The 13,899-nt window shown below is 62.1% G+C and carries 16 protein-coding genes; 4 read left to right on the top strand and 12 right to left on the bottom strand.

All coding sequences use genetic code 11. The features are described from left to right. Positions 1 to 10 precede the first annotated feature (10 nt). The 5 genes from AC0L2M_RS08255 to AC0L2M_RS08235 form a co-directional block, all read right to left on the bottom strand. Positions 11 to 1,255 carry a multidrug effflux MFS transporter gene (locus tag AC0L2M_RS08255; RefSeq protein WP_287237517.1) on the bottom strand — a complete coding sequence of 415 codons (1,245 nt, stop codon included), beginning with the start codon at positions 1,253 to 1,255 and terminating at the stop codon, positions 11 to 13. A 110-nt stretch (positions 1,256 to 1,365) separates the two neighbouring features. Continuing rightward, positions 1,366 to 1,701, bottom strand: a complete 336-nt coding sequence (gene grxD, locus AC0L2M_RS08250; protein ID WP_023798253.1) for a Grx4 family monothiol glutaredoxin — start codon at positions 1,699 to 1,701, stop codon at positions 1,366 to 1,368. A gap of 173 nt (positions 1,702 to 1,874) precedes the next feature. Then, entirely contained in the window at positions 1,875 to 2,108 is a 234-nt protein-coding gene (locus AC0L2M_RS08245) for a BolA/IbaG family iron-sulfur metabolism protein (RefSeq protein WP_023798252.1), read from the bottom strand. Positions 2,109 to 2,188: 80 nt separating this feature from the next. Beyond that, positions 2,189 to 4,429, bottom strand: a complete 2,241-nt coding sequence (purL, locus tag AC0L2M_RS08240) for a phosphoribosylformylglycinamidine synthase subunit PurL (RefSeq protein ID WP_473534545.1) — start codon at positions 4,427 to 4,429, stop codon at positions 2,189 to 2,191. A 143-nt stretch (positions 4,430 to 4,572) separates the two neighbouring features. Then, positions 4,573 to 5,985 carry an aminotransferase-like domain-containing protein gene (locus tag AC0L2M_RS08235; protein WP_473534544.1) on the bottom strand — a complete coding sequence of 471 codons (1,413 nt, stop codon included), beginning with the start codon at positions 5,983 to 5,985 and terminating at the stop codon, positions 4,573 to 4,575. 43 nt (positions 5,986 to 6,028) lie between these two features. Here AC0L2M_RS08235 and AC0L2M_RS08230 point away from each other — a divergent pair, with 43 nt between their 5' ends. Continuing rightward, a complete protein-coding gene (locus AC0L2M_RS08230; RefSeq protein ID WP_473534543.1) occupies positions 6,029 to 6,325 on the top strand; it encodes a DUF1127 domain-containing protein in 297 nt (98 codons plus the stop codon). Positions 6,326 to 6,469: 144 nt separating this feature from the next. On the opposite strand, the gene AC0L2M_RS08225 is transcribed toward AC0L2M_RS08230, so the two are convergent. From AC0L2M_RS08225 to purC, 5 genes are read right to left on the bottom strand one after another with little or no spacing between them, the layout of a single operon-like run. Beyond that, positions 6,470 to 6,886, bottom strand: a complete 417-nt coding sequence (locus tag AC0L2M_RS08225; RefSeq protein ID WP_128246630.1) for a hypothetical protein — start codon at positions 6,884 to 6,886, stop codon at positions 6,470 to 6,472. Positions 6,887 to 6,931: 45 nt separating this feature from the next. Beyond that, positions 6,932 to 7,600, bottom strand: a complete 669-nt coding sequence (purQ, locus tag AC0L2M_RS08220; protein WP_023798248.1) for a phosphoribosylformylglycinamidine synthase subunit PurQ — start codon at positions 7,598 to 7,600, stop codon at positions 6,932 to 6,934. Further along, positions 7,597 to 7,851 carry a hypothetical protein gene (locus AC0L2M_RS08215; RefSeq protein WP_023798247.1) on the bottom strand — a complete coding sequence of 85 codons (255 nt, stop codon included), beginning with the start codon at positions 7,849 to 7,851 and terminating at the stop codon, positions 7,597 to 7,599. The genes purQ and AC0L2M_RS08215 overlap by 4 nt, the downstream gene beginning before the upstream one ends. Before the next feature lie 18 nt (positions 7,852 to 7,869). Next, complete coding sequence (gene purS, locus AC0L2M_RS08210; RefSeq protein WP_023798246.1) at positions 7,870 to 8,112, bottom strand: phosphoribosylformylglycinamidine synthase subunit PurS; 243 nt, start codon at positions 8,110 to 8,112, stop codon at positions 7,870 to 7,872. Positions 8,113 to 8,152: 40 nt separating this feature from the next. Beyond that, a complete protein-coding gene (gene purC, locus AC0L2M_RS08205) occupies positions 8,153 to 8,947 on the bottom strand; it encodes a phosphoribosylaminoimidazolesuccinocarboxamide synthase (protein ID WP_023798245.1) in 795 nt (264 codons plus the stop codon). A 277-nt stretch (positions 8,948 to 9,224) separates the two neighbouring features. On the opposite strand from purC, the gene AC0L2M_RS08200 reads away from it, so the two are divergent. Both AC0L2M_RS08200 and AC0L2M_RS08195 read left to right on the top strand, forming a co-directional pair. After that, the gene (locus tag AC0L2M_RS08200) at positions 9,225 to 9,545 is read left to right on the top strand and encodes a DUF1476 domain-containing protein (RefSeq protein WP_027154189.1); all 321 of its coding nucleotides are present in this window, start codon (positions 9,225 to 9,227) and stop codon (positions 9,543 to 9,545) included. 207 nt (positions 9,546 to 9,752) lie between these two features. Continuing rightward, positions 9,753 to 10,526 carry an HpcH/HpaI aldolase family protein gene (locus AC0L2M_RS08195; RefSeq protein WP_023798243.1) on the top strand — a complete coding sequence of 258 codons (774 nt, stop codon included), beginning with the start codon at positions 9,753 to 9,755 and terminating at the stop codon, positions 10,524 to 10,526. Positions 10,527 to 10,643: 117 nt separating this feature from the next. Here the strand turns inward: AC0L2M_RS08195 and AC0L2M_RS08190 are convergent, their stop codons facing one another. After that, entirely contained in the window at positions 10,644 to 11,192 is a 549-nt protein-coding gene (locus tag AC0L2M_RS08190) for an RBBP9/YdeN family alpha/beta hydrolase (RefSeq protein WP_473534657.1), read from the bottom strand. A gap of 305 nt (positions 11,193 to 11,497) precedes the next feature. On the opposite strand from AC0L2M_RS08190, the gene AC0L2M_RS08185 reads away from it, so the two are divergent. After that, on the top strand, positions 11,498 to 12,310 hold the full coding sequence (locus tag AC0L2M_RS08185) for a VOC family protein (RefSeq protein ID WP_473534542.1): 813 nt from the start codon (positions 11,498 to 11,500) through the stop codon (positions 12,308 to 12,310). A 222-nt stretch (positions 12,311 to 12,532) separates the two neighbouring features. On the opposite strand, the gene purB is transcribed toward AC0L2M_RS08185, so the two are convergent. After that, positions 12,533 to 13,840 carry an adenylosuccinate lyase gene (purB, locus tag AC0L2M_RS08180; protein ID WP_287171909.1) on the bottom strand — a complete coding sequence of 436 codons (1,308 nt, stop codon included), beginning with the start codon at positions 13,838 to 13,840 and terminating at the stop codon, positions 12,533 to 12,535. Positions 13,841 to 13,899 lie beyond the last annotated feature (59 nt).

The following is a 13,899-nucleotide window of genomic DNA, read 5'->3' as shown; positions in this document are numbered from 1 at the left end:
GCGTTCGGCCTTAAACCGGCGGGTTCTGCGGCTGGAAGAATTTGCCGCGCTCGGCGATCAGCACCATCACCAATGCGCCAAGCGAAACGCTGCAGAATCCGGCGGCCAAGGGCGTCACCGTGCCGTTGAAGGCTTGGCCGATCAGCGTGCCGAGCACGCCGCCGAGGAAGGTCTGCATGAAGCCCAGAATGGACGACGCTGTCCCGGCCAACTGGCCGAGCGGCTCCATGGCGAGCGCGTTGAAATTCGCGCCGAGTGCGCCGAACGGGACCATCGTGCAGGCAAAGAAGGTGATGAAAAGCCAGAGCGGCATCTTCATCTGGATGGAAACGACCAGCCAGGCGAGGCTGATGGCCAGAAACAAGAGCAGCGCGCTTTGCGACAGGCGGCGCATGCCGATGCGGCCGACAAGGCGCGAATTCAGATAGCTCGAAAAGGAGAGCACGCCGGCGATCCCTGCGAAAATCACCGGGAACATCTCGCCGACGCCGAAGACGTCGACATAGATCTGCTGCGCCGAGTTGATGAAGCCGAACATCGCACCGAAGGCAAAAGTGCTGGCGAAGGCATAGCATAGCGCGATGCGATTGGTCAGCACGATGCGGAAACCGCCAAGGACGGATGATGCCGTCAGCGGCCGGCGATATTCGGGATGCAGCGTTTCGGGCAGCCGCAGCAGCGCCCACGCCGACACGATCAGCGCCCCGGCCGCCATGGTGATGAAGATCCAGTGCCAGGAGGCAAACAGCATGATGACCTGGCCGATGCCTGGCGCCACCACCGGAATGGCCATGAAGACCATGAAGATCAGCGACATGACTTCGGCCATGCGCCGACCGTCGAAGGTGTCGCGCACGATCGAGACGGCGATGACGCGTGTGGCCGCCGCGCCGATGCCTTGCACCACCCGGCATAGAATAAGCGTGGCAAATGTCGGGGCGATTGCCGCCGCACTCGCCGCGGCGACGTAGATAACCAGTCCGACGACGAGCGGAGCGCGGCGTCCGAAGCGGTCCGAGATCGGCCCGAAGAAGAGCTGTCCGCCGCCAAAGCCGAGAATATAGGCGGCAATCACATATTGGCGATGGTTTTCATTTTCCACGCCCAGCGAGGCGCCGATCTGCTGCAGCGCCGGCAGCATGATGTCGATGGCCAGCGAGTTGAGCGCCATCAACGCCGCGCACAGCGCGATGAATTCCCAGCGCGGAATAGGCAAGGTGCTTGCCTGTTGCTGCGCTTCTGCATGCTGATCCACGGCAAAGTCCGATCTTCAAACGAAAAAGCGCCGGCGCACCGGCGCATTCATTCGTCTTGTGCCCCGATACCGGGGAGATAATCAGCTTGGCGAAGTGCCCTAAATGTTCGTCAGGCGGCGCCTTTGACGCTGACGCCCTTTTCGACGAGGAACGTCTGCAGTTCGCCAGCCTGGAACATCTCGCGGACGATGTCGCAACCGCCGACGAACTCACCTTTGACGTAGAGCTGAGGGATTGTCGGCCAGTTGGAGTATTCCTTGATACCTTGCCGCAGCTCGGCCGAGGTCAGCACGTCGACGCCCTTGTAGTCGGCCCCGATGTAGTCGAGGATCTGCACGACCTGACCGGAAAATCCGCATTGCGGAAAACCGGGCGTGCCCTTCATGAAGAGAACGACGTCGTTGGCCTTCACTTCGCTGTCGATGTAGTCGTTGATACCGCTCATAGAAAATCCTTTCATGCCCGCGGGAGCCGGGCTCGAAACATACCCTTTCAAATAAACCCATAGGTTGCCTGAAACAAGACGTTTGCCGCCTCGTCACGCAAATGGCGCAAAGGATGGCCTGGGCCAAGAGCATCGGACGGCTATCTTCCCAAGCCAGCAAGCCCTAAAAAAGCCTATTCCGGCACGCTGGTCTGCAGTGCGAGCGCGTGCAGCACGCCGCCCATATTGCCCTTCAGCGCGTCGTAAACCATCTGGTGCTGCTGGACGCGGCTTTTGCCGCGAAAGCTCTCGGCCACGACTTCGGCCGCATAATGGTCGCCGTCGCCGGCCAGGTCGCGAATCGTCACCTTGGCATCCGGAATGCCTTCCTTGATCAACCGTTCGATGTCGTGCGCGTCCATTGCCATGTGAGGATTCCTTGTTCAGATCTCATAGATATGATCGAAACGGCGGATGAACCACACCGCAACGACCCCGCTCGATCAAATCAGGGGTCCACGACCTCATTTGCCATGAAGCGAGGAAACCAGGATTCGTGGGCAGCGGTCAATTCGCCGACAGGAATCGCCCGCGCCTCGCCGAGTTTCAGGTCGCTGCCGCCGGTCGAGCCGATCCACGGCGCGAAGATGCCGAGCTTGCTCTGCTGTTCGCGAATGGCGTCCCATTCCTTGCTTTGCGGATCGATCGACAGTGTCAAGAGGTAGCGGCCCTGATCCTCGCCGAACCAGACCGGGATCGGATCGGTCCCGACCAGGCCGGGGACGGTCGCGCCGATGCCGGACGCCATCGCCATCTCGGCCAGCGCGACGGCAATGCCGCCATCGGAAACGTCATGCGCTGATGTGACGACGCCGGAGGCGATCAGGGCGCGCACATGGTCGCCGACGCGCTTTTCATGGTCGAGATCGACCGGCGGCGGCGGGCCGTCGGTGCGGCCATGGATGTCGCGCATATAGGCCGACTGGGCGAGATGCGTTCCCCACATCGCCGGCGCGCCGACCAGCAGGATCATCTGGCCCTCGGCGGCAAAGCCGATCCGCGCCATCTGGGACCAGTCGGCGATCAGTCCGACGCCGCCGATGGTCGGCGTCGGCAAGATGCCTTGCCTGTTGGTTTCGTTGTAGAGCGAGACATTGCCGGAGACGATCGGAAAGCCGAGCGCGCGACAGGCGTCGCCGATGCCTTTCACGGCGCCGACCAACTGGCCCATGATCTCGGGTCGTTCCGGGTTGCCGAAATTGAGGTTGTCGGTGGCCGCGAGCGGCAGGGCGCCGGTGGCGGTAAGATTGCGCCAGCATTCGGCCACCGCCTGCTTGCCGCCCTCGTAAGGGTCGGCCTCGCAATAGCGCGGCGTCACGTCGGAGGAGAAGGCGAGCGCCTTGGTCGGATGGCCCTCGACGCGCACCACGCCGGCATCGCCACCCGGAAGCTGCAGCGAATTGCCCTGGATCAGCGTGTCGTATTGTTCCCATACCCAGCGACGCGAGGACAGGTCGGGCCCGCCAAGCAGTTTCAGCAGCGCCTCAGCGACATCCGCTTGCGGTGCATCGCCGGCCGCCAGCGGCGCCGGCTTCTTCGGCTCGGTCCAGGGACGGTCATATTCCGGCGCCTGGTCGCCAAGGTCCTTGATCGGCAGATTGGCGACTTCGTCGCCCTGGTGCAGCACGCGAAAGCGCAGATCGTCGGTTGTCTTGCCGACGATGGCGAAGTCGAGGCCCCATTTGTGGAAGATCGCCTCGGCTTGCTTTTCCTTTTCGGGGCGCAGCACCATCAGCATGCGCTCCTGGCTCTCCGACAGCATCATCTCATAGGCGCTCATGCGCTCCTCGCGCACCGGCACATTGTCGAGGTCGAGCTCGATGCCGAGGTCGCCCTTGGCGCCCATCTCGACCGCCGAGCAGGTGAGGCCGGCAGCACCCATGTCCTGGATGGCGATGACGGCGCCGGACGCCATCAGTTCGAGGCAGGCTTCGAGCAGGCATTTTTCGGTGAACGGGTCGCCGACCTGGACGGTGGGCCGCTTCTCGTCGATCTTGTCGTCGAATTCGGCCGAGGCCATGGTGGCGCCGCCGACACCGTCGCGGCCGGTCTTGGCGCCGAGATAGACGACCGGCAGGCCGACTCCCTTGGCTTCCGACAGGAAGATCGCATCGGTCTTGGCCAGCCCCGCCGCAAACGCGTTGACCAGGATGTTGCCATTGTAGCGCGCGTCGAAATTGACCTCGCCGCCGACCGTCGGCACGCCGAAGGAATTGCCGTAGCCGCCGACGCCGGCAACGACGCCGGCGATGAGGTGCCTGGTCTTGGGGTGGTCCGGCGCGCCGAAGCGCAGTGCGTTCATTGCCGCGATCGGCCGCGCGCCCATGGTGAAGACATCGCGCAGGATGCCGCCGACGCCGGTCGCCGCGCCCTGATAGGGCTCGATGAAGGAGGGGTGGTTATGGCTCTCCATCTTGAAGACCACGCAGTCGCCGTCGCCGATATCGACCACGCCGGCATTCTCGCCCGGGCCCTGGATGACCTGCGGCCCGGTGGTGGGCAGCGTGCGCAGCCACTTTTTCGAGGATTTATACGAGCAGTGCTCGTTCCACATCGCCGAAAAGATGCCGAGCTCGGTAAAGCTCGGCTCGCGCCCGACCAGGTCGAGGATGCGCTGATATTCGTCGGGCTTCAGCCCGTGCGCGGCAATGAGTTCCGGAGTGATCGGCACGGAATTAGAAATGGTCATGGGCGGCAATTTATGTCCTTGGGATCGAGTCCCGTCTTATCGCAAGCTTTGCAGCCGATACACCCATCAAGCGACGAAAAACGATGGAAAGGGTGCAGCAAGTAGCGAAAGATCGCCACTCCGCCCGCCGGTTTCAAGCCGGTTCAGGAGAAACTGTCGTAGCCGGCGCGGCCCTCGTCCAGCAGCCGCCGGATCACGCCGATGCCGCCGGCGATGTCCTCTCGTCGCTCCGGCTGTGAAACGCCAAACCGCACGCCGTGAAAAACCTGCTCGGAACGCCCGGCCTTGAACTCGTCCTCGTCGTCGATGAGCACGCCATGTTCGAGACAGGCGTTCTTGAAGGTGCCGGAAAGCCATGGATCGGGCAGGGTGAGCCAGACGAAGGGCACATTGTCTAGTGCGTTGAAGTCGAACCCGGCTAGTGTCTCGCGCACGATCGCCACGCGCGCGTTGATCTCGACGATGCTGCGCTTGCGCATCTCGCTGGCCTGGCCGGACAGAACCAGTCGGCTACACACTTCCGCCAGCAGGAAGGGGAGGCCACCCGTCAGCATCTTGTGAGCGACCCGGATCCGGTGGCGATAGGCCGGCGGACAGGCGAGCCAGCCGCCGCGAACGCCGGCCGCAACCGATTTCGACAGGCCGCCGGCAACGATGGTCCGTTCGGGGGCATATTCGGCCAGGAGCGGCGTCGGGTCGTCGGTCAGATCGCCATAGAGATCGTCCTCGATCAGGATGACATTGTATTCGCGCGCGACGCGCGCGATGGCCTCGCGGCGCGTTGCCGACAGTGTCACCAGTGTGGGGTTCTGTGCCGTCGGCATCAGGAACATCATTTTCGGGTGTTTTTGCGCGCAGACGCGCTCGAAATCCTCTGGATCGAGCCCTTCCGCGTCCGACGTCACCAGCGCGGTGCGGCGGCCGATCAGGCCGGCGCTGCGAGAAATCTGCGAATAGGTGAGGTGCTCGAAGACGATATAGTCGCCGGGCGTGGTCAGCGCGGCAATCGCCGCCATAACCGCGGCATGGGTGCCGAGCGTCGGAACGATGCCATCGGGGCTTGGGCGAAACGAATTTCGCGACAGCCAGCTGCAGCCGGCCTCGACCCAGCGGTTGGGAAAATCCCGCGTATAGCTTGAAATCTCGTACGGATGCTCCTGCGCCGTGCGCGAAAGCACATCGGCGACAATGGCGCCCTGGCCGGTATCAGGCGCAGTCGTGCTGTCGAAGCGCAGTTTGCCGCGAGGCGCATCGATATAGCGCGTGCCTTCCACCTGCGGGTCGGGCGCCAGCAGATCGGTCTTGGTGTCATGCCGGCCAAGCACATAGGTTCCGCGTCCGACTTCGCCGCTCACTAGGCCCCGCTCGCGCAACAATTGGTAGGCCCTGCCGACCGTGCCGACGGTCGTGCCGATGTCGTATGCCAGATCGCGCTGCGGCGGCAATTTTGCCCCGGCGGCGATCACGCCACGGTCGATGTCCGTTTCGATGGAATCTGCAAGCCGCTGATAGAGCGGCCCGGAGCCGGCGGAAAGGTCGGGAAGCCAATTTGTCATGGTGACAATTTTCTATATTGCACCGTTTTGAGAGTCAATACATATGGTGACCGAGCAACAAATAGGTACAATCTCGAATTTTGGTAGCAAGAAAATGACTGCAATCGATACAATCCGTTACATGAGAGCTGGATTGCCCGGAGCCCGCCCGTCAGGCCGTCAAGGCTATGTCCGTCGCTTGGTGCGAAGGGTCAGCTCACTTGCAAACCGGATCGGCCGCTTGCTGGATCGCCGGCGCAGTCGGCTGGTCTTGCTGGAAATGACCGACGATCAGCTTAGGGATATCGGCATCTCGCGTGCCGACGCCCATCGTGAGGGTCTGAGGCCGTTCTGGGCCTGAGAATACGCGCTGAAATAGAAGACCAGCGAGCCGACAAAACTGCGGCCGGCTGCCATCGACGCCTGAACGGTGGTGCAGATTTGCAGGACAAGGGCGGCCAGGCCGATGCCTAGACCGGCGACCTGCGCGAAGCGGCGCGCAGCCCTATGCAGCCGCACCGCAGGCCTGATTGCCAGCCTGCCAGCGGGCAATGTCCGAGCCGATGCGTGCGCCGAGCGGTTCGGCCATCAGCGGACCGTACACGTCAACCCGGCGTGAATTGCCCTGTGCCTGCACGACCAGCAACGGCTTTCCGCCATAATGCTTGACCGGAACCAGCAGGAAGCGCGGCGTGCCGGTGAACGAATTCAGCTCGTTGGCCATCTGATAGGGCTTGAAAGCGGGATCCTTGCTGGCGATCCAGCATTTGTGGGCGGCGATCGCCACCTGTTCCATGGCAAGCAGCGCCGCACTCTTGCCCGAAGGCGCCGGCGCGTTCTTCGGCTTCGACTGGCAGGAGGCGAGCACAAGGCAGGCGGCGGCGACAAGAGCGAGGCGGGCGATCGTCTGTCTCGGGCTCATGCGGCGCCTATTTCGAATTCGGAAAAAAGATGAACGCTGAAGATATTAAGCGGCGATGCCAAGCGCACTTTCGAACAGCGCCCGGCCGTCGCTGCCGCCATGCGCCGCTTCGATCAGGTTCTCGGGATGCGGCATCAGGCCGAGCACATTGCCCTGGCCGTTTATGATGCCGGCAATGTCGTTGATCGAGCCGTTGGGATTGGTGCCTTCGGCATAGCGGAACACGACCTGGCCTTCGCCTTCGAGCCTGCGCAGCGTCTCGGCGTCGGCAAAGTAATTGCCGTCATGATGCGCCACCGGCGAGCGGATGATCTGGCCCGGCTGGTAGCGGCGGGTGAACATTGTGTTGGCGTTGGCGATCTGCAGCTTGACCTGTCGGCAGACGAATTTCAGCGACGTGTTGCGCATCAAGGCGCCTGGCAAAAGGCCGGCCTCGACCAGGATCTGGAAGCCGTTGCAGACGCCAATGACCATCACGCCCTTGGCCGCCTTTTCGGCGACCGCCCGCATCACCGGCATGCGCGCCGCAATGGCGCCGCAGCGCAGATAATCGCCGAAGGAGAAGCCACCGGGAATGGCGATCAGGTCGACGTCGGGGATTTCGGTATCGGTTTGCCAGACCGTGACCGGCGGCGTTCCCGAAATCTTGGTCAGCGCCGCGATCATGTCGCGGTCACGGTTGAGGCCCGGCAGAAGAACGACGGCTGATTTCATTTCGGTTCGTAAGGCCCCTGGGCTTCGGCAAGTCCACGCAATTCGAGACGGCGCTCTATACGTTCGAGACGATCGTCTTGACGGCCAAGAATGCCGTAGATGTTATGGATGTCGCTTTGCGTTGCGACCATGTGACCCCGAATTGCGTTCAACTCCCGCTTCACTTCGGATACATCTGGTCGAAGTTCAGCAACTTCGTGGTGCACACGCTTCAGGAGCTCGTACATCAACTCGTTCGTGGCTTCAGTCATATACCCTCCGGCACAACCTCAGGTAATGGCCACACTATAGTTCTCAATCACCGTATTCGCCAGAAGCTTGTCGCACATGGCTTTGAGATCGGCCTCGGCCTTGGCCTTGTCGCTCTCGGCAAGCTCGACGTCGAAAACCTTGCCCTGCCGCACCTGGCCGACGCCGTCAAAGCCCATCCCGGACAATGCGTGTTCGATCGCCTTGCCTTGCGGGTCGAGCACGCCGTTCTTGAGAGTGACGGTAATGCGGGCCTTGATCACGCTGGACATGCTCCTGTTCGACGTTGAGCGGCAAGAAATCTCAGTGCGGCTTGCCTTTGAGGCCATCGGTCGAGGCGACGAGCACCGGCCCGGCGGGACGCGGCGGCTCGTTCTCGTTCATGATGCCGAGGCGGCGGGCGACTTCCTGATAGGCTTCGACCAGACCGCCCATGTCGCGGCGGAAACGATCCTTGTCGAGCTTGTCCTGGGTCGCCACGTCCCACAGACGGCACGAGTCCGGCGAGATCTCATCGGCAACGACGATGCGCATCATGTCGCCTTCGAACAGCCGGCCGCATTCGATCTTGAAGTCGACAAGCTGGATGCCGACTCCCATGAACAAGCCGGAGAGGAAGTCGTTGACGCGGATGGCCAGCGCCATGACGTCGTCGATCTCCTGCGGGCTTGCCCAGCCGAAAGCAGTGATGTGCTCTTCAGACACCATTGGGTCGTCGAGCGCATCGGCCTTATAATAGAATTCGATGATCGAGCGCGGCAGCACGGTGCCTTCCTCGATGCCGAGACGCTTGGCCAGCGAGCCGGCGGCGACATTGCGCACGACCACCTCGAGCGGGATGATCTCGACTTCCTTGATCAGCTGCTCGCGCATGTTGAGCCGGCGGATGAAATGGGTCGGAATGCCCATCCGGTTGAGATGGTTGAAGATGTGCTCGGAAATGCGGTTGTTGAGCACGCCCTTGCCATCGACGATTTCGTGCTTCTTCTTGTTGAAAGCGGTCGCGTCGTCCTTGAAGAACTGGATCAGTGTTCCCGGCTCAGGGCCCTCATAGAGGATCTTGGCCTTGCCTTCATAAATGCGGCGGCGATTTTTCATCTGATCTTTTCTCTGGATTTCCGGGCAGGCGGCAAGCGACCAGTTCCTGTCCGTATGCCTAAATTAGTGCGGCAACGGTAGGGGTTCAATGCCGGTGTCTATCCCAATCGCAGTGTTTGCTCAATCGGCAAATCCTTTCAATCACCGCTTTCCGGAATGAAATGCCGCAGCGCAGCAAGTGATGTAGCATATTGACCGGCCCGCGGCCTTTTGGTTTGTGCTGGGCAAGACACATATTTCGACTGCCAACCAAATCGGATTTGACCGGAGGGATGCCATGAGCAGCATGAAAGATCGCGAGGAGGGCTTCGAGCGCAAGTTCGTAATCGACGAGGAACTCCGGTTCAAGGCTGCGGCCCGCCGCAACAAAGCGCTCGGCCTGTGGGCCGCCGAAAAGCTCGGCAAGGCCGGTGCCGACGCCGAAGCCTATGCCAGCCAGGTCGTCCTCGCCGATATCGAGGAAGCCGGCGACCACGACGTTTTCCGCAAGATCCGCAAGGATTTCGACGAAGCTGGAGTCGCCCAGTCGGATCATCAGATTCGCCGCACCATGGACGATCTGATGGCGCAGGCAATCGAGCAGATCAAGAACACCTGACCCTTGCTCTGAGCCAATCGACACGCTGGACCAATCGACCGCCTCGCCCCTCCGGGCGGTTTTTCTTTGCCTTTGCAGCTGTTTCCGGCTGAACTGCATTAGAGCGACGTGCATCCATTCGGAAAGTACGAGGTACGCTCAACTTTGACTCCTCGCATCGGGCTTGCCGATTTTGGGCCGATGCGAGGTCGAATAAGGAAGGCGCCCATGTCCCTCAAGTCACGCCTTGCGGCCGATGAAACCTTGTGCACCGCATGGTCTGGCGTGCCTGATGCCCTGACGGTCGAGATTCTTGCCAGACAGGGGTTCGATGCCGTCACGCTCGACATGCAGCATGGCGGACATCATGAGGACAGCGTGCTGCGCGGCCTTGGGCCGGTGCTGGCCGCCAACAAACCGGCGCTGGTGCGCATTCCGGTTGGCCGCTTCGACATGGCCAGCCGCGCGCTCGATTTCGGCGCCGAGGCGGTGATTGCGCCGATGGTGAATTCGGTGGCGGATGCCAGGCTGTTCGCTGCCGCCATGAAGTATCCGCCGCTCGGCGAGCGCTCCTGGGGCCCGACTTATGCCTTTCCGCGTCATGGCAAGGGCGACTATGCCGACTGGCTGCGCGACAGCAACGCGCGCACCATGGCCTTCGCCATGGTCGAAACGCGCGCCGCGCTCGATGCACTCGACGGCATCCTCGACACGCCGGGTATCGACGGCATCTTCCTCGGGCCATCGGATTTTTCGATTGCCTGGTCGAACGGCGCCGCCGTCAACTCGACGCTCGAAAGCATGATGGAAACAGTCGCCTCGATCGCCGAGCGGACGCGCAAGGCCGGCAAGCATGCCGCGATCTACGTCATCGAGCCGGCCATCGCCGGCCGTGTGGTGTCGATGGGCTATCGGCTGCTGGCGATGGGCTCCGAGCACGCGTTGATCGGGCTGGGGGCAAAAACCCTGCTGAAGAGCGTGAGGGACTCGATCAGCGCCTAAAGCGCGTCGCATTGAAGGGAATGTAACGCGCTTAAAGTCTTTGTTTTATGCATGTCGTCCCAAAACCGCTTCGCACCCTCGGGTCAGGCCCGAGGGCATGCTTTTGGGCGACATGCACTAAAGGTCGGTCAGGAATTTCGCAAAAGTCATCGAGCCTTCCGGCCACGGGCCGAAGCCGGCATCGGCGTTGAGATGTCCGGACTCGCCGGCGTCGATGAACAGCGAGCCCCAGGCGCCGGCAATGTCCTCGGCCACCTCGAAGGTGCAGAACGGGTCGTTGCGGCTGGCGATCACCACCGAGGGAAATGCCAGCGGCTCGCGCGGATAAGGTCCGAAGGTCATCAGGTGCCTGGGTTTTATCTCTGGGTTGGCGACGTCGGGCGGCGCCACGAAGAAGGCTCCGGCGACCGGACGCTGGAACTGCGGCATTGCCTGGATCACGGCAGCGACGCCGAGTGAGTGCGCGACGATGACGACCGGTCGCTCGGCCTCGTTGACCGCCTTCGCCACGCTCGCCGTCCAGTCTTCGCGCACTGGCTTCGACCATTCCGCCTGCTCGACGCGCCGCGCCGTCGACAATTTCGATTGCCAGCGGCTCTGCCAATGGTCGGGACCGGAATTGGTGTAGCCCGGCACGATGAGAATGTCTGCATCCCTGACTTTCATGGCGCGCATGTAGCGAGGGACACGGTTTCGTGCAACCGCGCATGATCCCAAAAAGTGTGAAGCGGTTTTTGAACAAGATCATGCGCAACTGGGTCTGATCATTTTGCGATTGCTCATAATTGTGAACACCATGTTCGCTTCTTGACGTCTTGTGTGAACGATCAAGAACGACGATCTGTCATCGGGAAAAGAAACAGCCGTGTACATGAGACCCAGGACTTGGAACTGACACGACGTACGATGGTAGGTGGCGCGGGCTCCTGGTTTTGGGGATCTCGTCGAAGGCCGGCCAAACGGAGACTTTGATGAGCGAATTGCCTTTTGCCGCCACGACCCCGGTCAGCGTTGCCCGCGTCGGGCTGCGGGCGCGAGATGCCGAAAGCTTGGCCGCTTACTATCGCGATGTCATCGGGCTGCAGGAACTGAGCCGCACCGGTGGCACGATCACGCTGGGCGCCGCCAATCGTCCCTTGCTCGACATCGAAGCGGTTGCAGCGGCGAAGCCTGACGATCCGCGCAGCGCCGGCCTGTTTCACACTGCCTTCCTGCTGCCCAGCCGGGCCGACCTCGGGCGCTGGATCAACCACGCCATCGCCAACAATATCGGCATCGACGGCGCTTCCGACCATCTGGTCAGCGAGGCGCTCTACCTGACCGATCCCGAAGGCAACGGCATCGAGATCTATTCCGACCGCCGCCATGAGGACTGGAAGTGGAATGGTGACAAGATAGCGATGGCGACCGAACGGCTGAATATTTCGTCGGTCGTCGCCGACGTGCCCGCCGGCAATGCCGCCTGGCAGGGCATGCCGGACAACAGCATCATCGGCCATGTCCATCTGCGCGTCGGACGGCCGGAAGACGCCGAGGCCTGGTGGCACCAGGAATTCGGCTTCGATACCATGGCGAAATATGGTGGCGCGGCGGTGTTCCTGTCGTCAGGCGGCTACCACCACCACATAGGCGCCAATTCGTGGCAGAGCGCCGGCGCCGGCCGTCGCGATCCTTCCCGGTCCGGCCTCGCCTGGGTCGAAATGCGGTCCGACAATGTGACTGATGCAGCGACGCGCGAGGACCCGTGGGGAACGGTGATCAGGACCGTTCCCGGCAAGGCTTGATTATTTGAACCTGACGGTGCGCGCTGAGCAGGTGAAGGCTGCGCTAGGCTGGAACACCCCTCATCCGTCTCGGCGTTGCGCGCCGGTCCACCTTCTCCCCCCCAAGGGGAGAAGGGCGAGCCTGCCGATTGCGCTTCGGCAAATCTCGCAGTTTGATGGTTGGCGACGAGGTCGTGTTCCAGCTTGGAACCGCCAGCCAGGACCGGTCAAAACCGCGTGGCCTCACGCTTCTCCGAACACCCGCTTGAAGATCGTGTCGACATGCTTGGTATGATAACCCAGGTCGAATTTTTCACGAATTTCGGCCTCGGGCAAGGCTGCGGTGACCTCCTTGTCGGCCAAAAGTTCCTCAAGGAAATCAGCGCCTTGCTCCCATACTTTCATGGCGTTTCGCTGCACCAGCCGGTAGGCGTCCTCACGGCTGACGCCGGCCTGCGTCAGCGCCAGCAGCACACGCTGCGAATGCACGAGGCCGCGGAACTTGTTCATGTTCTTCAGCATGTTGTCGGGATAGACGAGCAATCTGTCGATGACACTGGTCAGCCGCGATAGCGCGAAATCGAGTGTCACAGTCGCATCCGGGCCGATCATGCGCTCGACCGACGAATGCGAAATGTCGCGCTCGTGCCAGAGCGCCACGTTCTCCATCGCCGGCATCGCGAACGAACGCACCATGCGGGCAAGCCCGGTGAGGTTTTCGGTCAGCACCGGGTTACGCTTGTGCGGCATCGCTGACGAGCCCTTTTGCCCGGGCGAAAAATACTCTTCGGCCTCCAGCACCTCGGTGCGCTGCAGATGGCGGATTTCCGTCGCCAGCCGTTCGATCGACGAGGCGATGACAGCGAGCGTCGCAAAGAACATCGCATGGCGGTCGCGCGGGATCACCTGCGTCGACACCGGCTCCGGCTTCAATCCGAGTTTCTTCGCCACATGCTCTTCGACATAGGGGTCGATATTGGCGAAGGTGCCGACTGCACCTGATATGGCGCATGTCGCAATATCCTCGCGCGCGTGCACCAGCCGCTCGCGGCAGCGCGAGAATTCGGCATAGGCCTGCGCCAGCTTGACGCCGAAGGTGGTCGGCTCGGCATGGATGCCGTGGCTGCGACCGATGGTGACGGTGTCCTTGTGTTCGAAGGCGCGGCGCTTGAGCGCCGCAAGCAGGCCGTCGATGTCGGCCAGAAGGATGTCGCCGGCGCGGGTGAGCTGCACGGCAAAGCAGGTGTCGAGAACGTCCGAGGACGTCATGCCCTGATGAATGAAGCGGGCGTCCGGACCGACGAATTCGCTGAGGTGGGTGAGGAAGGCGATGACGTCGTGCTTGGTGACGCGCTCGATCTCGTCGATCGCCTCGACGTCGAACTTGGCGGCCCCGCCTTTTTCCCAGATGGTTTTGGCGGCTTCCTTCGGGATCACGCCGAGCTCGGCCAGTGCGTCGCAAGCGTAGGCCTCGATCTCGAACCAGATGCGGAACCGGGTTTCGGGCGACCAGATGGCCACCATTTCCGGCCGGGAGTAGCGAGGGATCATCGGTCAGTCCTGACTTGCGAGGGCGTTCGCCCGCGTCGTAACAGAGGCAGACAAAATGC

Source organism: Mesorhizobium sp. WSM4806 (assembly GCF_055811635.1).
Note: the sequence above shows the minus strand (reverse complement) of the source record. Positions and strands in the feature narration are given on the sequence as shown.